Source organism: Pseudorhodoferax sp. Leaf274 (assembly GCF_001422445.1).
Classification (GTDB): domain Bacteria; phylum Pseudomonadota; class Gammaproteobacteria; order Burkholderiales; family Burkholderiaceae_C; genus Pseudorhodoferax.
This window is the reverse complement of sequence record NZ_LMNA01000003.1, coordinates 33,871-51,483: the sequence shown is the minus strand read 5'-3', so window position 1 is coordinate 51,483 and position 17,613 is coordinate 33,871. Positions and strand designations below refer to the sequence as shown.

21 protein-coding genes are annotated in these 17,613 nt (G+C 69.5%); 13 read left to right on the top strand and 8 right to left on the bottom strand.

Going from position 1 to position 17,613, the window contains the following annotated elements:
* Positions 1–191: 191 nt before the first annotated feature.
* The 7 genes from ASF44_RS07045 (at position 192) to ASF44_RS07015 (ending at position 5,191) form a co-directional block, all read left to right on the top strand.
* Entirely contained in the window at positions 192–1,019 is an 828-nt protein-coding gene (locus ASF44_RS07045) for an ABC transporter substrate-binding protein (protein WP_056898509.1), read from the top strand.
* A 63-nt stretch (positions 1,020–1,082) separates the two neighbouring features.
* Positions 1,083–1,778 carry an amino acid ABC transporter permease gene (locus ASF44_RS07040; protein ID WP_056898508.1) on the top strand — a complete coding sequence of 232 codons (696 nt, stop codon included), beginning with the start codon at positions 1,083–1,085 and terminating at the stop codon, positions 1,776–1,778.
* A gap of 10 nt (positions 1,779–1,788) precedes the next feature.
* Positions 1,789–2,520, top strand: coding sequence for an amino acid ABC transporter permease (locus tag ASF44_RS07035; RefSeq protein ID WP_056898507.1), 732 nt, complete (start codon positions 1,789–1,791; stop codon positions 2,518–2,520).
* Positions 2,517–3,284, top strand: coding sequence for an amino acid ABC transporter ATP-binding protein (locus ASF44_RS07030; protein ID WP_056898506.1), 768 nt, complete (start codon positions 2,517–2,519; stop codon positions 3,282–3,284). The genes ASF44_RS07035 and ASF44_RS07030 overlap by 4 nt, the downstream gene beginning before the upstream one ends.
* Before the next feature lie 134 nt (positions 3,285–3,418).
* Positions 3,419–3,976, top strand: a complete 558-nt coding sequence (locus ASF44_RS07025; RefSeq protein WP_056898505.1) for a cytochrome b — start codon at positions 3,419–3,421, stop codon at positions 3,974–3,976.
* A gap of 26 nt (positions 3,977–4,002) precedes the next feature.
* Complete coding sequence (locus tag ASF44_RS07020; protein ID WP_056898504.1) at positions 4,003–4,557, top strand: YceI family protein; 555 nt, start codon at positions 4,003–4,005, stop codon at positions 4,555–4,557.
* Between the two features lie 46 nt (positions 4,558–4,603).
* A complete protein-coding gene (locus tag ASF44_RS07015; protein WP_056898503.1) occupies positions 4,604–5,191 on the top strand; it encodes a YceI family protein in 588 nt (195 codons plus the stop codon).
* Here the strand turns inward: ASF44_RS07015 and ASF44_RS07010 are convergent.
* The 3 genes from ASF44_RS07010 to ASF44_RS07000 are packed head-to-tail and all read right to left on the bottom strand — an operon-like array spanning position 5,181 to position 7,599.
* Entirely contained in the window at positions 5,181–5,780 is a 600-nt protein-coding gene (locus tag ASF44_RS07010; RefSeq protein WP_056898502.1) for a nucleotidyltransferase family protein, read from the bottom strand. The two genes, ASF44_RS07015 and ASF44_RS07010, sit on opposite strands and share 11 nt — an antisense overlap.
* Before the next feature lie 10 nt (positions 5,781–5,790).
* Complete coding sequence (locus ASF44_RS07005) at positions 5,791–6,387, bottom strand: isochorismatase family protein (protein ID WP_056898501.1); 597 nt, start codon at positions 6,385–6,387, stop codon at positions 5,791–5,793.
* A 27-nt stretch (positions 6,388–6,414) separates the two neighbouring features.
* Positions 6,415–7,599: a PQQ-dependent sugar dehydrogenase gene (locus ASF44_RS07000; protein ID WP_082524579.1), complete on the bottom strand. Its 1,185-nt coding sequence runs from the start codon at positions 7,597–7,599 to the stop codon at positions 6,415–6,417.
* A gap of 247 nt (positions 7,600–7,846) precedes the next feature.
* On the opposite strand from ASF44_RS07000, the gene ASF44_RS06995 reads away from it, so the two are divergent.
* Positions 7,847–8,464, top strand: a complete 618-nt coding sequence (locus tag ASF44_RS06995; RefSeq protein ID WP_056898500.1) for a C40 family peptidase — start codon at positions 7,847–7,849, stop codon at positions 8,462–8,464.
* 13 nt (positions 8,465–8,477) lie between these two features.
* Here ASF44_RS06995 and ASF44_RS06990 read toward each other — a convergent pair whose 3' ends face one another.
* Entirely contained in the window at positions 8,478–9,395 is a 918-nt protein-coding gene (locus ASF44_RS06990) for a LysR family transcriptional regulator (RefSeq protein WP_235579156.1), read from the bottom strand.
* 114 nt (positions 9,396–9,509) lie between these two features.
* On the opposite strand from ASF44_RS06990, the gene ASF44_RS06985 reads away from it, so the two are divergent.
* Genes ASF44_RS06985 through ASF44_RS06965 form a run of 5 tightly spaced genes read left to right on the top strand, consistent with a single transcriptional unit; the run spans position 9,510 to position 14,694 of the window.
* Complete coding sequence (locus ASF44_RS06985) at positions 9,510–10,490, top strand: tripartite tricarboxylate transporter substrate binding protein (RefSeq protein ID WP_056898499.1); 981 nt, start codon at positions 9,510–9,512, stop codon at positions 10,488–10,490.
* Positions 10,487–11,722 (top strand): CaiB/BaiF CoA-transferase family protein, encoded by a 1,236-nt coding sequence (locus tag ASF44_RS06980; protein WP_056898498.1) that lies wholly within the window; start codon positions 10,487–10,489, stop codon positions 11,720–11,722. The genes ASF44_RS06985 and ASF44_RS06980 overlap by 4 nt, the downstream gene beginning before the upstream one ends.
* A complete protein-coding gene (locus ASF44_RS06975) occupies positions 11,719–12,876 on the top strand; it encodes an acyl-CoA dehydrogenase family protein (RefSeq protein WP_056898497.1) in 1,158 nt (385 codons plus the stop codon). Before ASF44_RS06980 ends, ASF44_RS06975 begins: the two co-directional genes overlap by 4 nt.
* Before the next feature lie 16 nt (positions 12,877–12,892).
* Positions 12,893–13,891, top strand: coding sequence for an acyl-CoA dehydrogenase family protein (locus ASF44_RS06970; protein ID WP_056898496.1), 999 nt, complete (start codon positions 12,893–12,895; stop codon positions 13,889–13,891).
* Positions 13,892–13,905: 14 nt separating this feature from the next.
* Positions 13,906–14,694 (top strand): crotonase/enoyl-CoA hydratase family protein, encoded by a 789-nt coding sequence (locus ASF44_RS06965; protein WP_056898495.1) that lies wholly within the window; start codon positions 13,906–13,908, stop codon positions 14,692–14,694.
* Here the strand turns inward: ASF44_RS06965 and ASF44_RS06960 are convergent, their stop codons facing one another.
* From ASF44_RS06960 to ASF44_RS06945, 4 genes are read right to left on the bottom strand one after another with little or no spacing between them, the layout of a single operon-like run.
* Entirely contained in the window at positions 14,695–15,234 is a 540-nt protein-coding gene (locus ASF44_RS06960) for a methylated-DNA--[protein]-cysteine S-methyltransferase (protein WP_056898494.1), read from the bottom strand. It lies immediately after the preceding gene.
* A 10-nt stretch (positions 15,235–15,244) separates the two neighbouring features.
* Entirely contained in the window at positions 15,245–15,904 is a 660-nt protein-coding gene (locus ASF44_RS06955) for a histidine phosphatase family protein (RefSeq protein ID WP_056898493.1), read from the bottom strand.
* Positions 15,905–15,911: 7 nt separating this feature from the next.
* Positions 15,912–16,886, bottom strand: coding sequence for an acetyl-CoA carboxylase carboxyltransferase subunit alpha (locus ASF44_RS06950; RefSeq protein WP_056898492.1), 975 nt, complete (start codon positions 16,884–16,886; stop codon positions 15,912–15,914).
* Positions 16,887–16,908: 22 nt separating this feature from the next.
* Positions 16,909–17,574: a DNA-3-methyladenine glycosylase gene (locus ASF44_RS06945; RefSeq protein ID WP_235579155.1), complete on the bottom strand. Its 666-nt coding sequence runs from the start codon at positions 17,572–17,574 to the stop codon at positions 16,909–16,911.
* Positions 17,575–17,613: the final 39 nt, after the last annotated feature.

Genomic DNA, 17,613 nt, shown 5'->3' with positions numbered 1-17,613 from the left:
ATGTGCGACGAAACATGAGCGAGTCCAGGCGAATCCGGCGCCGGCCCCCGCATGTGTTGCAAACGGTCAACGCCGCAGCGCAGCGCCCGGGCCCGGCGGCGGATTTCGCAGGTAAGCTCCCGGCCGGACGCGGCACCGTGGAGACCGGTTCCCGCCCGATCCGCGCACACCCTCCCCGGAGTACAACAACCATGCATCGCCGCCTCTTCACCGCCCTTCTCGCCACCGGCCTGGCCTTCGCCGGCGCCGCCCACGCCGACCAGCTGGCCGACATCAAGCAGAAGGGCCAGCTCGTCGTCGGCGTGCTGGGCACCGACGAGCCCAACAGCTTCCTCGATCCCAAGACGCGCGAACTGGTGGGCTACGAGGTCGACCTCGGCAACGCCGTGGCCAAGGCGCTGGGCGTGAAGGCCGTGTTCAAGCAGATCGCCGTTGCGGCCCGCATTCCCGAGCTGCAGCAGGGCCATGTGGACCTGCTGGCCGCCTCGCTCACGCACAACAAGGAGCGCGAGGCGCAGATCGACTTCTCGCTGACCACGTTCGTGACCGGCCAGAAGGCGCTGGTCAAGAAGGCCAGCGGCGTCAAGGACGTGCCCGAACTCGCCGGCAAGCGCGTGCTGACGGCCAAGGGCGGCACGCAGGAGCCCAACATCCGCAAGGCCGTGCCGACCGCGGAGGTCGTGACCTACGAGAACTCGCAGCAGGCCTTCCTGGCGCTGCAGCAGGGCAAGGGCGTGGCCTACGTCAACGACGAGCTGAGCCTGCTGGTGGACATCGCCAAGCTCGGCCCCAAGGGCCAGGAGTACGTGATCCTGCCGACCAACCTCAGCGTGGAACCGCTGGCGCTGGGCATCAAGAAGGGCGAGGCCGGCTTCAAGGCGGTGGTCGACGACACCCTGCGCGCGCTGGAGAAGTCCGGCGATGCGGGCAAGCTCTACATGAAGTGGTTCGGGCCGGGCACCAAGACCAACTCCGGCACGCGCTCGTTCAAGTTCGAAACGGACAAGATCGACGGCTGATCGCGCGGCGCCTCTCGATCCGCGGCGCCCTTTCGCGGCGCCTGGTTCCCAGGCGTGACCCGCATGCCCGTCTTCGACTACTCCCTGCTGCTCAAGGGCCAGTACCACGACATGCTCGTGGCCGGCCTGGTGCTGTCGCTGCAACTGGCGGCGGCCACGCTGGTGCTCGCGCTGCCGCTGGCGCTGCTGGTGGCCCTGCTGCGGCTGGCACCGGCCGCCGCGCTGCGCTGGACCGGCTTTGCCTTCGTGGAATCCATCCGCAACATCCCGCTGCTGGCCCACATGCTGTTCTGGTACTTCGCCGCGCCCGAGCTGTTGCCCGAGGCCGTCAAGGCCTGGCTGTACAGCGGCAACATCGAGGCCGCCAGCGCCGTCGTCGCGCTCACGCTGTACACGGCCGCCTATATGTCAGAGGACATCCGCAGCGGCATCCGCGCGATCCCTGCGGTGCAGTTCGAGGCCGGGCGCGCGCTGGGCTTCGGCTTCCTGGCCACCATGCGGCGCATCATCCTGCCGCAGGCCTTGCGCATCACGGTGCCGCCGCTGATCTCGCAGACGCTGAACCTGTGGAAGAACACCAGCATCGCCACCGTGATCGGTGCGGCCGAGCTGATGTACCAGGCCGGCCAGGTGGAAAGCGCCACGTTCCGCAGCTTCGAGTCGTTCGCTTTCGCCACGGCGGCCTACCTCACTGTGTCGCTGGCCATCACCGGCCTGGCGTCGTGGTACCAGTCGCGCTATCCGGCGCGCACGGCCTAGAAAGCGCGCGATGCTCGAACTCATCGACACCTACTGGCTGTACTTCCTGATCGGGCAGTACCCGAACGGGCCGCTGGGCGGGCTGGCGCTCACGCTGCTGCTGGCCTCGCTCGGCCTGCTGCTGGGCCTGCCGCTGGGCATCGTGCTGGGGATGGCGCGGGTCAGCCCCTACGCCTGGCTGCGCCTGCCGGTCACGGCGCTGGTGTTCGTGGTGCGCGGCATTCCGCTGCTGATGGTGGTGTTCTGGGCCTACTTCTTCCTGCCCAGCGTCACCGGCGTCAAGACCGACCAGTTCGCCACGATGCTGATCGCGCTGGTGGTGTTCGACGCGGTGTACCTGGCCGAGATCGTGCGCGCCGGCATCCAGGGCGTGCCGCGCGGCCAGGTGGAGGCGGCGCGTTCGCTGGGCCTGGGCTGGTGGCGCACCATGCGCACGGTGGTGCTGCCGCAGGCCACACGCGCCATGCTGCCCTCGCTGGTCAACCAGTTCGTCTCCACCATCAAGGAGACGTCGCTGGGCTACATCATCGGCCTGAACGAAGTGGCCTTCATCACCACGCAGATCAACACCCAGGTGTTCACGCGGCCGGCCGAGCTCTACGCGATCCTGGGCCTGACCTACTTCATCCTGTGCTTCGGCCTGTCGCGCCTGGCCTACTGGCTGGAACGCCGGCTCGCGCGCAGTCCGCAGGCCGGTGCCACGCGGCCCCGCCCCGCCCAGCCCCAAGCGAGCGCCCCATGATCCAGTTCGACAAGGTCAACAAGTGGTATGGCGCCTACCAGGCGCTGACCAACGTCACCGAGACCATCGCCAAGGGCGAGGTCGTCGTCGTGTGCGGGCCGTCCGGCTCGGGCAAGTCCACGCTGATCCGCACCGTGAACCGGCTGGAGCCGATCCAGTCGGGCACCATCACCGTGGGCGGCCAGGACATCCATGCGCGCGGCATCGACCTGAACGACTTCCGCTCGCGCATCGGCTTCGTGTTCCAGCAGTTCAACCTGTTCCCGCACCTGACGGTGCTGCAGAACTGCACGCTGGCGCCGGTGCAGCTGCGCGGCCTGTCGCGCCCGCAGGCCGACGAACGCGCCAGGGCGCTGCTGGCGCGCGTCGGCCTGGCGCACAAGGCGGCCGCCTATCCGGCGGACCTGTCGGGCGGCCAGCAGCAGCGCGTGGCGATCGCACGCGCGCTGGCCATGCAACCGCCGCTGATGCTGTTCGACGAGCCCACCAGCGCGCTGGACCCGGAGATGGTGGGCGAGGTGCTGCTGGTCATGCGCGACCTGGCCCGCGAAGGCATGACCATGGTCTGCGTGACGCACGAGATGGGCTTCGCGCGCGAGGTGGCCGACCGCGTGCTCTTCATGGACGAGGGCCGCGTGCTCGAGCGCGCCACGCCGCAGGAGTTCTTCAACAGGCCGCAGCATCCGCGGGCGCAGCAGTTCCTGTCGGACATCCGCACGCCGTTTGCGCAGGCCCCGGCCCACGGGGCCGGCCTGGCGCCCTGACCTGGCGGCCCCCAGGCGTCCCGCGCCGTTCATGCTTTTTGAATCTAAAAAGCAATTTCATTGAAACTTCGCGCACGTAGCCGACTCTAGGATCAGGCCAACAACAAAGTGCGGCATCCTGCCGCCCCGATCCCATGCCCCCAACCCCTGCCGCGCGCTACAGCGCCACGGCGATCGTCCTCCACTGGCTGCTGGCCGCTGCGCTGGTCGGCATCTTTGCCGTGGGCCTGTACATGACCAGCCTGCCGTTCTCGCCGGCACGGCTCAAGCTCTACAACTGGCACAAGTGGGCCGGCGTGACGATCCTGGCACTGTCCGCGCTGCGGCTGCTGTGGCGGCTGACGCACCGCCCGCCCGCGCTGCCGGCCGCCGTGCAGGCCGGCATGCCGCGCTGGCAGCAGATCGCCCACCACGGCACACACCACCTGCTGTACCTGCTGTTCTTCGCCGTGCCGCTGATCGGCTGGGCCTACAGCTCGGCGGCGGGCTTCCCCATCGTGTTCCTCGGCCTGGTGCCGCTGCCCAGCTTTGTGCCGGCCAATCCCGAGCTTGCCGAGCTGATCAAGCCCTGGCATGAGATCAGCGCCTACGCGCTGGCCGCGCTGGTGGTGTTGCACGTGGCGGCCGCACTCAAGCACCATTTCATCGACCGCGACGGCCTGCTCTCGCGCATGCTGCCCGGCCGCGGCTGACCCATTCCTTTCCTCCCGGAGTTGCCATGAAGCTCATCACCACCTTCGCCGGCCTGATGCTGGCCGCCACCGCCGCGCTGGCGCAGCAGGCCCTGGTTCCCGCACAGAGCGAGATCGCCTTCGTCAGCAAGCAGATGGGCGTGCCCGTCGAGGGCCGCTTCAAGAAGTTCGACGCCCAGGTCGCCTTCGACCCGGCCAAGCTGGCCACCAGCAAGGTCGCCTTCACGGTCGACATGGGCAGCGCCTCGCTGAGCAAGGAGGCCGATGGCGAACTCGTCAAGCCGGTCTGGTTCAACACGCCCAAGTTTCCGCAGGCCAAGTTCCAGTCCACCGCCATCAAGGCGCTGGGCGGCGGCAAGTACGAAGTGGCCGGCAAGCTCGACATCAAGGGCAATGCGCAGGACGTCGTCGTGCCCGTCACGCTGACGCAAAGCGGCGCCACGACCATGGCCGCAGGCAGCTTCACGATCAAGCGCCTGGCCTTCAAGATCGGCGAGAACGAATGGACCGACACGTCCATGGTCGCCGACGACGTGCAGGTCAAGCTCAAGCTGGCCCTGACCGGCGTGCCCAAGCTCTGATTTCCCTCAACCGCTCACCTTTTTCACCCCAACTGGAGATTCCTGGATGCAACGTATTGCCCTGACCGCCCTGGCCACCGCCGCCGCTTCGATCCTGCTGGCCGCCGGCAGCGCCCACGCGCAGAGCGCCACCTACGTGGTCGAGCCGACGCACACCTTCGCCACCTTCGAGATCAGCCACTTCGGCGCCGCCGTGAACCGTGGCCGCTTCGAGAAGAAGGAAGGCCAGATCACGCTGGACAAGGCGGCCAAGACCGGCAAGGTCGAGATCACGTTCCAGATCGGCTCCATCAGCACCGGCACGCCGCCGTTCGACAAGCACCTGCAAAGCGCCGACATCTTCGACGCCGCCCAGTTCCCGACCGCCACCTTCGTGGGCGACAAGTTCACGTTCAACGGCGACAAGGTCAGCGAAGTGGCCGGCACCCTGACCCTCAAGGGCAAGAGCCAGCCCGTGACCTTCAAGGCCAAGCAGTTCAACTGCTACGAAAGCCCCATGCTCAAGCGCGAAGTCTGCGGCGGCGACTTCGAGACCACCATCGACCGCACCGCCTTCGGCGTGGACTACGGCATCAAGTTCGGCATCCCGAAGGAAGTGCGCATCGTGGCGCAGATCGAGGCCATCAAGCAGTAACGACAGGCCCGGTGCCGTCGGCCAGCCCCGGCGGCACCACTGTCAACCAGGGCCAGCGCGCCCGGTAGCTCTCGGCCTTGCGCAGGAACAGCGCAGGCGCCGGATGCCAGGGGTTCATGCGCAGCACCCCGGCGCCCAGTTCCTCCAAACCGTGCGGCGCGTACAGCGCGCCGCCGGCCAGCTCCAGGCCCACGCAGGTGCAGGCGACCAGGTAGCGGTCGATGCCGTCGCGCGTGCTTGCCAGCTGCGGATAGTCCATGCCGAAGCGCTGGCGGTACCACAGGTGCACGCGCGCCTGGTTCCTGACCTCGACCTCCACGCCCAGATCGGCCGTCAGCGCACGCACCGCGCGGATCACGGCGTCCTCGGCCTCCCAGGACAGATCGCGGCCGTCGAAGTAGAAGACGTCGTAGTCCTTCACGCCCCAGCCCGACGCGCGGCCGTCGCGCCGGTTCCAGACGGCCTGGAACAGGCAGCCGGCCACCAGGAACCCTTGCGGCAGCGCCAGCCGCGCCAGGCGTTCAAAGAGCGCGGTGTTGACCGGATTGGCCATGGCGCCCGCGACCAGGCCCTCGGCAGTGAGCCGCATGCCGGCCCGCTTACTTGATCAGCGCGTGCACGGCCTTGAATGCAGGATGCTCGGCCGTCTCCAGCCACTCGAACAGCACCATCTCGGTGGTGACGAGTTCAGCGCCCGCGCCGGCCAGGCGGTCGAAGGCGGCGTCGCGGTTGCGGTCGGTGCGCGAGCCGCACGCGTCCGTCACGACCCAGACCTCCATCTCTTCCTCCAGCAGCTCCAGCGCGGTCTGCAGCAGGCAGACATGGGCCTCGCAGCCGGCGATGACGATGCTGCCGTGCTCCGATTCGGCGGGCTTCTGCAGGTGCTTGGGCAGGCTGCGCGCGTTGCCGGCGGCCGGCTTGGCGGGCGGCTGCAGCCATTCGCCCAGGCCCTCGGCCACGCCGCTGAAATGCATCTTGGCCAGCGTGCGTTTGCACAGCGCGCGCAGCTCGGGCAGGTTGGGGCCCAGCTTGGACGGGTTCTGCTCCGTGCCCCAGACCGGCACCTGCAGCAGTTGCGCGGCCTGCGCCAGCCTGAGTGCGTTGGCCACCACCTCGGCATGGCCGGCGATGGCCGGCATCAGCTTTTGCTGGTAGTCGACCAGCACGAGTTGGGAGGTGGAGGCTTGCAGCAGCATGGGCGTCTTTCGGTGCGAGGGGCGCTATTAAACCCCAGGCACCAGCCGCAGCAGCTGGCCGTTGCTGGCGTCGGTCAGCACGTAGAGCAGCCCGTCCGGCCCCTGGCGCACGTCGCGGATGCGCTGGTCCACATCCTCCAGCAGCGGCTGCTCGCGCACGACCTTGCCATCGGCGCCGATCTCCAGCCGATACAGGCGGCTGAACTTGAGCGAGCCCACGAACAGGTTGCCCTGCCAGGCCTTGCCGTAGCGATCGCTGGTCAGGAAGGCCATGCCCGAGGGTGCGATCGAAGGCACCCAATACTTGAGCGGCTGCTCCATGCCGGCCTTCTCGCGCAGGCCCTGGCCGATGGGCGCGCCGCCATAGTTCACGCCGTGCGTGATGACGGGCCAGCCATGGTTGCGGCCGGGCTGCGGCACGTTGATCTCGTCTCCGCCCTGCGCGCCGTGCTCGTGCGTCCAGAGCTGGCCGTCCGGTGCCAGCGTGGCGCCCTGCACGTTGCGGTGGCCGAGGCTCCAGATCTCGGGCAGCACGCCGGCGCGGCCGGTGAAGGGGTTGTCCTTGGGCACGCTGCCGTCCTTGCCCACGCGCACGATCTTGCCGTGGTGGTTGTCCAGCGTCTGCGCGTCGGCCATGCGGCTGTAGCGGTCGCCCAGCGTGAGGAACAACGTACCGTCGGGCTTGCCGTTCACCTGGCGCTCGACGATGCGGCAGCCGAAATGCGCGCTGCTCGATACCTTGGGCTTCTGGCTGAAGAGGACGCGCACGTCCTGCAACTGCGTGCGGTCCTCCGACAGCGTGGCGCGCGCCAGCGCCGTGCTGTTGCCACCGCCGCTTCCGGCCGGCTCGCTGTAGCAGAAGTACAGCGTGCGGTTGGCGGCGAAGCCGCTGTCCAGCGCCACGTCGAGCAGGCCACCCTGGCCGCCAACGGCGATGGCGGGCAGGCCGGCCAGCGGCGCGCCCAGCTTGCCGTCGGCCTCGACCACGCGCATGCGGCCGGGCCGCTCGGTGACGAGGAAGCGGCCTTCGGGCAGGAAAGCCAGGCCCCAGGGGTTCTGCAGGCCGGCGGCCACGGGCTGCACGCGCGCCGGCGCCTGGGCGGCGGCCGGCAGCGCGGCCACCAGCGTCAAGCCGGCCAACAACAGGCCGATCCGGCGGGACAGAAGGGGCAGGCGCGGGAACGAAGGGAGCAAGAGTGGGGACAAGGGCATGCGTCGAATCCTGGGCAACAAGTGGTGCACGCCGGCCACCGCGCCGGCATTCGCACGCCGCTTGGAGCAATGCAGCACATGATTCGTTCGGCCGCGATTTCATCCGTTTGTAGGACCACAGGCCTTGCTTTTGTCCGACAAAGCGCCTCGCTGTTACAAATTTAATTTGCAAATCATTACGAATCAATCACTTACAATGGCTTTTTCGCTTGACGCCTGAATAGCGCAGGCCTTACTCTCCCGCCCCATGCCCCGCTGGACCGCCGTCTTCCTCCTCGCCTGCTGCGTCGCCAGCGCCACCCAAGCCGCCCCACTGGACCCGTCCCTGCCGACCGCGTCGCCCGAGATGCCGGCCGACATGCAGCGCGTGCTGGCCGAGCGTGGCCTGATCCAGCAGACGCTGGGCCACCTGGAGCAGGTCGGCCAGACCATGCGCGACACCACCTCCGACCTGGTCGGCACCGCCATGGGCTTTCTGGGCGTGCCCTACCGCCGAGGTGGCAATTCGGCCGAATCGGGCTTCGACTGCAGCGGCTTCGTGCGCGCGGTCTATTCGCAGACCGTCGGCCTGGTGCTGCCGCGCCGCGCCAACGAGCAGGCCGCCGCCACCGACACGATCGAAAAGCGCGACCTGCAACCGGGCGACTTGGTGTTCTTCAACACCATGCGCAAGGCCTTCAGCCACGTGGGCATCTACGTGGGCGACGGCAAGTTCGTGCACGCCCCGCGCAGCGGCGCCAAGGTCCGCGTCGAGGACATGGACAGCAGCTACTGGAAGCGGCGCTTCGACGGTGCACGCCGTGTCGAGACCGACACGCCGCTGGACACCAGCGCGCTGACCAAGCTGGGCGCCGGCGGCAACTGAGCCGCCCCACCCCTCACCCCCCGAATTCCTGCGCCGCCAACTGGCGCATGCGCTGCACCGCCGGCTTGCTGGTGCCCGGCCGGTAGGCCAGCGCCAGGGCGACCAGGGGCTGGTCCGCCAGGTCGCGCAGCGGGCGGAAAACCAGCTGGTCGTTCGGCAGGTCGGCCATCATCGACGGCACCAGCGCAATGCCCAGGCCGGTCTGCACCAGGGCCAGCACGGTCTGGATCTGGATCGCCTCCTGCGTGGCGCGCGGCACGAAGCCGGCGCGCTGGCACAGCATCATGCAGACGCTGCGCATGCCTTCGGCCTGGGTGCGGTCGTAGAGGATGAAGTTCTCGCCCTGCAGGTCGGCCAGCAGCAGGCTGCGCCGCCGGGCCAGCGCGTGGCCCTGGGGCAGCGCCGCCACCAGGGTCTGGCGCTGCAGCGTGAGGAACTCCGCGCCCATGGCGTCGAGCACCGGTGTCCAGAGCAGGCCGACGTCGATGCTCTCGTCGGCCAGGCCGCGCAGGATCTGCATCGACGAGCTGTCCCGCAGCAGCAGCTCGACCTGGGGATGCCCGGCCCGAAAGCGCGGGATCAGCCGCTGCAGCAGACCATGCGTGGCCGAGCCGACGAAGCCCACGCGCAGCAGCCCGGCCATGCCGCTTTGCGCCAGCGCCGCCATTTCGGAGAACGATTCGGCGTGGTGCAGCATCTGGCGCGCGTCGTCCAGCGCAGCCTCGCCGCTGGGCGTCAGGCGCACGCCCTTGGCACTGCGCTCGAACAGCCGCACGCCGAGCTCGGTCTCCAGCTTCTGGATCGACACCGTGAGCGGCGGCTGCGTCATGTGCAGCAGCTGCGCGGCGCGGTGGAAGTTCAACGTGTCGGCCAGCACCACGAAGTGGCGGATGCGGCGCAGGTCCACGCTGCGCAGGGGCGAGATCGTCATGCCGCCGACGCTAGCACGATTCGATCTGGCAATCGGCAAGCCGCAAATCGGTATTGGACGCCCTATCGCCACGGCGGTATGGTCGCGCACCGATTCCGCCACGGAGACAACCGCATGCCAAGCCCCTGCCGCCGCGCCCTGCTGGCCCTGGCCGCCCTGCCTTTCATCGCCTGCATTGCCAGCCTGCCTGTGCAGGCGCAGGACTTCCCGCACAAGCCGATCAAGTTCGTCGTGCCCTTCCCGCCCGGCAGCGGCACCGACACCTCGGCCCGCTACTTCGGCAAGAAGCTCTCGGAGCTGACCGGCCAGCCCGTGGTGGTCGAGAACAAGGCCGGCGCCAACGGTTTCCTGGCGGTGCAGGCCGTGCTGGCCGCGCCGGCCGATGGCTACACGGTGTTCGTCGGCAGCAACTCCACGCTGGCGGTGAACGTGGCGCTGTTCAAGTCGCTGCCCTACGACCCGGTCACGGACTTCGCGCCGCTGAGCATGATGATGCGTTCGCCCGCGCTGCTGATCGTGCCGGGCTCGTCGCCGCACAAGACCCTGGCCGAGCTGATCGCCGCGGCCAAGGCGAAGCCTACGGCACTGAACTACGGCGCCGGCTCGGCCGGCTACCAGCTCATGGCCGAACTGTTCAACGACGCGGCCAAGGTGCAGACCACGCACGTGCCCTTCAAGGGCGCCAACGAGGCCGTGGCCGCCGTCGCGGCCGGCACGGTGGACCTGGCCTTCGCCGAGATGACCAGTGCGCAGGAGATGGTCAAGGGCGGGCGCATCCGCGCGCTGGCTGTCGCGTCCGACAAGCGCACGGTGGCGCTGCCCGACGTGCCCACCGCGGCCGAGTCCGGCCTGCCCGGCTTCACGGCCTACACCTGGGTGGGTGCCATGGTCGCGGCCAGGACGCCCAAGGCCGAGGCCGACAAGCTGGCCGCGCTGCTCACGCAGATCGAACGCCTGCCGGAGACGCGTGCCTTCTACGAGCGCATCGGCGCCGAGGTCATGCAGGGCGGGCCGCAGGAGATGCGCGCGTTCCAGGCCGAGGAGATCCGGCTGTGGAAGCGCATCGCGGCGCAGGCCAAGGTGGAGCTGCAATGACGCAAGCGCAAGGCGCCCTGTCCGGCATCCGCGTGCTGGACCTCTCGCGCGTACTGGCCGGCCCCTGGGCCGCGCAACTGCTGGGCGACCTGGGAGCAGAGGTCGTCAAGGTCGAGCGCCCGGGCGCCGGCGACGACACCCGCACCTGGGGCCCGCCCTTCGTGCGCGATGGCCAGGGCGAGCCCACCACGGACGCGGCCTACTACCTTTGCACCAACCGCAACAAGCGCTCCATCACGGTGGACATGCAGACGCCCGAAGGCCAGCGGCTCTTGCAGGAACTGGCCCAGCACAGCGACGTGGTGGTCGAGAACTTCAAGACCGGCAGCCTGGCCCAGTACGGGCTCGACTACGCCACACTGTCGGCGCTGAACCCGCGGCTGGTCTACTGCTCGATCACCGGCTTCGGCCAGACCGGGCCGTACGCGCAGCGCGCGGGCTACGACTTCCTGATCCAGGGCATGGGCGGGCTCATGAGCATCACCGGCCAGCCCGATGGCGCGCCCGGCGCCGGCCCGATGAAGGTGGGCGTGGCGCTGACCGACATCCTGACCGGCCTGTATGCGGCCAACGCCATCCAGGCCGCGCTGCACGCGCGCACGCGCACCGGCCGCGGCCAGTACATCGACCTGGCGCTGCTCGACGTGGGCGTGGCCTGCCTGGGCAACCAGGCCATGAACTACCTGCACGGTGGCAAGGCGCCGCAGCGCATGGGCAACGCACACCCCAACACCGTGCCCTACCAGGACTTCCCGACGGCCGACGGCCACATGATCCTGGCCACCGGCAACGACGGGCAGTACGCGCGCTTCTGCGAGGCTGCCGGCCATCCGGAATGGGCGAGCGACCCGCGCTTTGCGCGCAACACGGGCCGGCTGCAGCACCGCGATGTGCTGATTCCGCTGCTGCGCGCGGCCACCGTGCAGCGCACCACGGCCGACTGGATCGCACTGTTGGAGAAGGCCGGCGTGCCCTGCGGCCCGATCAACAGCATCGCCGACGTGTTCGCCGACCCGCAGGTGCGCGCACGCGGCCTGCAGATGGCCATGCCGCATGCCGCCGGCGCCGACGTGGCGCTGGTGGCCAACCCGATCCGCATGTCGGACACGCCCGTGCAATACCGCGAAGCCCCGCCGCAGCTGGGCCAGCACACGCGCGCGGTGCTGCACGACATCCTGAAGATGAGTGAGGAGGACATCGATGCACTGCAAAGCAAAGGAGCACTGGGATGAGCGCGCTTGACTCCCTGACCCTGACCGCGATCCCGCCCGAGGACGAGGCCCTGCGCGCACCCGTGCGTGCCTTCCTGGCCGAAGCCTTGAAGGACGTGCCAGCGCATGTGCGCGCCAAATCCTGGAGCGGCTACGACCCGGAATTCAGCCGCAAGCTCGGCAAGCAGGGCTGGCTGGGCATCACGCTGCCGCCGGCCTACGGTGGCGGTGGCCGCAGCGCGTTCGCGCGCTACGTGCTGGTCGAGGAATTCCTGAACTGGGGCGCGCCCGTCGGCTCGCACTGGATCGCCGACCGCCAGAGCGCGCCGCTGGTCCTGCGCTACGGCACCGAGGCGCAGAAGCAGCGCTACGTGCCGGCGATCTGCCGCGGCGAGTCGTACTTCTGCATCGGCATGAGCGAGCCCGGCGCCGGCTCCGACCTGGCCAGCGTGCGCACGCGCGCCACGCCCAACGAGGCGGGCTGGCTGCTCAACGGCCAGAAGATCTGGACCACCAACGCCCACCACTGCAGCCACATGATCGCGCTGGTGCGCACCTCGGGCACCACCGACGACCGGCAAAAGGGCCTGTCGCAGCTGATCGTGGACCTGAAGCTGCCCGGCGTGCGCGTGCGGCCCATCACCGACCAGTCGGGCGACGCGCACTTCTGCGAGGTGTTCTTCGACAACGTGCAGCTGGACCACGACGCGCTGGTCGGCGCCGAAGGCAAGGGGTGGGAGCAGGTCAACGCCGAGCTGGCCTTCGAGCGCAGCGGGCCCGAGCGGCTGTTCTCCAGCATCGTGCTGTTCGACCAGTGGGCCGCCTGGGCGCGCACGCCCGCGGGCCGCACGCCCGAGGCCGAGCGCCTGGCCGGCCGCATCGTCTGCGCGCTGGCACCGCTGCGCGCGATGTCGGTGGCCGTGACCGAGAAGCTCACGCGCGGCGAGAGCCCGCTGGTGGAGGCCGCGCTGGTCAAGGACCTGGGCACGGGCGTGGAGCAGCTGATCCCTGCCGCCATCGCCGACGACCTGTTCTCCCGGCCCGACGGCAGCGTGCCGCTGGAGTTGCTGCACACGCTGGACTACGTGACCCAGGTCGCGCCCTCGTTCTCGCTGCGTGGCGGCACGCGCGAGATCCTGCGCGGCATGATCGCGCGCGGCCTGGGCCTGCGCTGAGAAGGACGACAAGACCATGGACGATCTGCTTGAAGACGCGGCCGCGCAGCTGCTGCGCGACCTTTCCACCCCCGACGCATTGCGCGCCATCGAAGCCGGCGGCGACCACCGTGCGCTGTGGCAGGCCATCGAGGACGCCGGCTTCGCCGACGCGCTCGTGCCCGAAGCCCAGGGCGGCGCGGGCCTCGCGCTGCACGAGGTCTTCGGCCTGCTGCGCCTGTGCGGCACGCATGCCGTGCCCGTGCCGCTCGGCGAGACCGTGCTGGCGCGCGGCTGGCTCGCGCGCGCCGGCGTGGCCGTGCCCCGAGGCGGCACCGTGTTCGCCGAAGCCGAGGCCACCGCGGACGGGGTCGTCTGCCCGCTCGTGCGCACAGGCCGCGTGGCCGACCAGGTGCTGGTTGCGCGCGGTGGCGCGGTGCGCCTGCTGCCCGTGGCCACGGCCCAGGCCACGCCGGCGGGCTTCGTGCTCGACATGGCGCTGCGCTGGCCCGCACAGGCCTGGGAGGCCGCAACGCCTGTCAGCGGCGACGCGCAGGAACTGCGCCTGCTGCAGGCGGCCCTGTACGCGGCCCAGCTGGCCGGCGCCTTGCGCGCGGCCTTCGACCGCACGCTGGCCTATGCCAACGAGCGCCAGCAGTTCGGCCGGCCCATCGGCAAGTTCCAGGCGATCCAGCACCAGCTGGCCCAGATGGCCGAGCATGTGTTCGCCGCACGCACGGCTGCGCAGCTGGGCTGCCGTGCCACCGGGATCGTGCCCGAACGGCTGAACGCGGCCATCGCCAAGGCGCGCACGAGCGAAGCCGCACTGGAAGTGGCCAGCATGGCCCACGCCATCCACGGCGCCATCGGCTTCACAGCCGAGTTCGATCTGCAGCTGTACACGCGCCGCCTGCACGCCTGGCGCCAGGCCGCGGGCAGCGAGTCCTACTGGCACGGCGTGGCCGGCCGTCACCACCTGGACAGCGGCGAGGCCCTCGTGCTCGATACGATCCGCGCCGCCACCACCGTCCACTGAACCGCGAGACCACCATGAGCTTCCTGACCACCGAGCGCGACGGCGCCATCCTGACCCTGACCATGAACCAGCCGGCCACGCGCAACGCGCTGACCGGCAACACGGCCGTCGACGAGTTCGTGCAGGCCTGCGACGCGATCCGCCGCGACACCTCGGTGCGCGCAGTGATCATCACGGGCACCGGCCCCGTGTTCAGCTCGGGCGGCAACGTCAAGGACATGCAGCGCTTCTTCGGCGACACGCTGTCGCCCGAGGTCATCCGCGAGGAATACCGCAACGGCATCCAGCGCATCCCCAAGGCGCTGTACAACCTGGACGTGCCGACCATCTGCGCCGTCAACGGCCCGGCCATCGGCGCCGGCCTGGACCTCACCTGCATGTGCGACATCCGCATCGCGTCGGAGAACGCCACCTTCGCCGAGAGCTTCGTGAAGGTCGGCATCGTGGCCGGCGACGGTGGCGCCTGGCTGCTGCCGCGCGCCGTGGGCATGTCCAAGGCGGCCGAGATGGCGTTCACGGGCGAGGCGCTCGATGCGCGGCAGGCGCTGGCCTGCGGGCTGGTCTCGCGCGTGGTGCCGGCCGAGGCGCTGATGGCCGAGGCGCGCGCGCTGGCCGCCAAGATCGCGGCCAACCCGGGCGGCGTGCTGCGCATGACCAAGCGGCTGCTGCGCGAAGGCCAGAACAGCACGCTGGAGTCGCTGCTGGAGATGTCGGCCGGCTACCAGGCCATCGCGCACAAGACGGCCGACCACGAAGAGGCCGTGCGCGCCTTCATCGAGAAGCGTGCGCCCAAGTTCAGCTGATCAATCGAACAGGCCGGGTGCGCCGAACGCGGCGTGCTCGGCCAGCAGCATGCGCAGCTTGGTGTCCACGCCGCCGGGCGCCGAAAAGCCGCCCGAGCGCGCGCCTGCGGCGAGGATGCGGTGGCAGGGCACGATGGGCGCGAAGGGGTTGAGGCCCAGCGCCTGGCCCACCGCGCGCGCGGCGCCGGGCTCGCCGATGTCGGCTGCCAGTTCGCCGTAGGTCATGGTGCGGCCCGGCGCAATGGCGCGGGCGCGGGCGTACACGCGCCGGTGGAAGGGTGCGATGCCTTCCATGTCGAGCGCGATGTCCAGCAGGTCGTCGCGCGCGCCGGCGAGCAGCGCGGTCGTGCGTTCGGCTGCGCGTTGCACATCCTCTGGCGGTGGCGCAACCGGGGCGTCCGGCAGGCGCTGGCGCAACCGGGCCAGCAGGCGCGACGCGCTGCGGTCGGGCAGTTGCACCGACGCGATGCCACGTGGACCCCAACCGATGCCGCAGCGGCCGATGGCCGTGTCGAACAGGTACAGGCCGCCCGTGGCCATGGTGGAAAGCTCAGGCCAGATTCGGCGCGGCGTCCACCGCGGGCGCGGTGCCGAGCCGCGTGACGGTCCAGCCCGCGCCGACGCGGTCGAAACGCAGCGGCGTGGCGTTGGCGAGCAACGCCGCATCGAGCACGACGCCCAACGCGCAGGCCAGCACATGCAAGGTGCCGCCGTGCGCCACGACGACGACGGGCGCGGGATGGGCGACGGCCTCGGCCAGCGCGGCCAGGCTGCGCTCGACGAACTGGTCCAGCGTCTCCCCGCCCTCGGGTGCGCAGTCCCAGTCGATGTTGGCCGACGACGAGCCGATCAGCGCGCCGAAATGGCGTTCGCGCAGGCCCGCGTGCAACCGCTCCTCGCGCGCGAGGTGGCGTGCGACCGTGCGCGCCGTGGCCAGCGCGCGCGGTGCATCGCTGCAGACGATGTGCACGCCTTCGCGACCGGCCAGTTCCTCGGCCAGCAAGGCAGCGGCCTGCTCGGCCTGGGCCAGGCCCGTGTCGTTGAGCGGCTCCTCGATGCTCTGGAAGATCCGCAGGGCATTGCGCGCCGTCTGCCCATGGCGCAGGAAATAAAAGCGCTGCAAATCCTCGGGCAGCTTGCAGCCCGCGGCGCACAGCACCGGCAGGCGCTCCAGGCCACGGCTCACATGCAGCGGTGCGGCTGTGGCCATGGGCGACCTACTTGTCGGCCTTGGTGTCGTTGAAGCGGCCGTAGCTCTGCAGCCGCTCGTAGCGCCGGTCCGTCAGTTCCTTGACCTTGAGGTCGCTGACCTGGCGGAAGGCATCGTTGAGGCCGCGCTTGAGGAAGGCGGCCATCTGCTTGTGGTCGCGGTGCGCGCCGCCCACGGGCTCGTTGACGATCTTGTCGATCAGGCCCAGGGCCTTGAGCCGGTGCGCCGTGATGCCCAGCGCGTCGGCGGCATCCTGCGCGCGGTCGGAGGTCTTCCAGAGGATGGAGGCGCAGCCCTCGGGGCTGATGACCGAATAGATCGAGTACTGCAGCATCAGCACCTGGTCGGCGACCGCGATGGCCAGCGCGCCGCCGGAGCCGCCCTCGCCGATGATGGTGGTGATGATGGGCACCTCGAGCTGCGCCATCTCGAAGATGTTGCGGCCGATGGCTTCGGACTGGCCGCGCTCCTCGGCGTCGATGCCGGGGTAGGCCCCCGGTGTGTCGACGAAGGTGAACACGGGCAGCTTGAACTTCTCGGCCGTCTTCATGAGCCGCAGCGCCTTGCGGTAACCCTCGGGCTTGGTCATGCCGAAGTTGCGCAGCGCACGCTCCTTGGTGTCGCGGCCCTTCTGGTGGCCCAGCACCATGCAGGCATGGCCATTGAAGCGTGCCAGGCCGCCGACGATGGACAGGTCGTCGGAGAAATGCCGGTCGCCGTGCATCTCCACGAAGTCCGTGAAGATCTCGTTGACGTAGTCCAGCGTGTAGGGCCGCTCGGCATGGCGGGCGATCTTGGTGATCTGCCACGGCGTCAGCACGCCGTAGATGTCCTTGGTCAGCTGCAGGCTCTTCTTGCCGAGCTGGTCGATCTCGGCCGAGATGTCGACCGCGGACTCGGTCTGCACATAGCGCAGTTCTTCGATCTTGGATTCGAGGTCCGCAATGGGTTGTTCGAAATCGAGGAAGGTTCTTTTGGGCAAAGCCGCTCTCCTTCTTTCCTGTTCAGTACCCGACCGGCAGCGGGTCGAGCGATCGCCAAATATACCAAGTGGCCACGCTGGCAAAGGGGGCCCAGGCGGCCGCCACTTCACGCAGGTCGCTGCGGCTCACGGGGTCTCCGGAAAAGTAGTTCTGGCTCACGCCGTTGATGAGCCCGATGTCGTCCAGCGGCAGCACGTTGGGCCGCATGAGGTGGAAGATCAGGAACATCTCGGCCGTCCAGCGGCCGATGCCGCGGATCGCGACCAGCTCGGCGATGATGGCTTCGTCCTCCATCGCATGCCAGTCGCGCACGTGCAGCGCACCGGATTCGAAATGCAGCGCGAGGTCGACCAGGTACTCCACCTTGCGCACCGACAGGCCGGCCGCGCGCATGTCGTCCACCTTGAGCTTGAGCACGCTGGCCGGCGTCAGCTGGCGCGGCAGCAGCGCGAAGCGGTCCCACACGGTCTGCGCGGCCTTGACGGAGATCTGCTGGCCGATGATGCTGCGCGCCAGCGTGATGAAGGCGTCGCCGCGCGTCTCCAGGCAGGCGTCGCCGAACTGGGGAATCAGCCGCTTCATGACGCGGTCCTTGCGCACCAGGTGGCGGCAGGCGTCCTGCCAGTATTCCGGCGTGTAGACCTGCACCACGGGCATGTCGGCCATCTTGCGTGCCCTAGCCGCCATGGGCCATCCTCGCCGCGCCACCGCGCGGCGCCAAGGGAG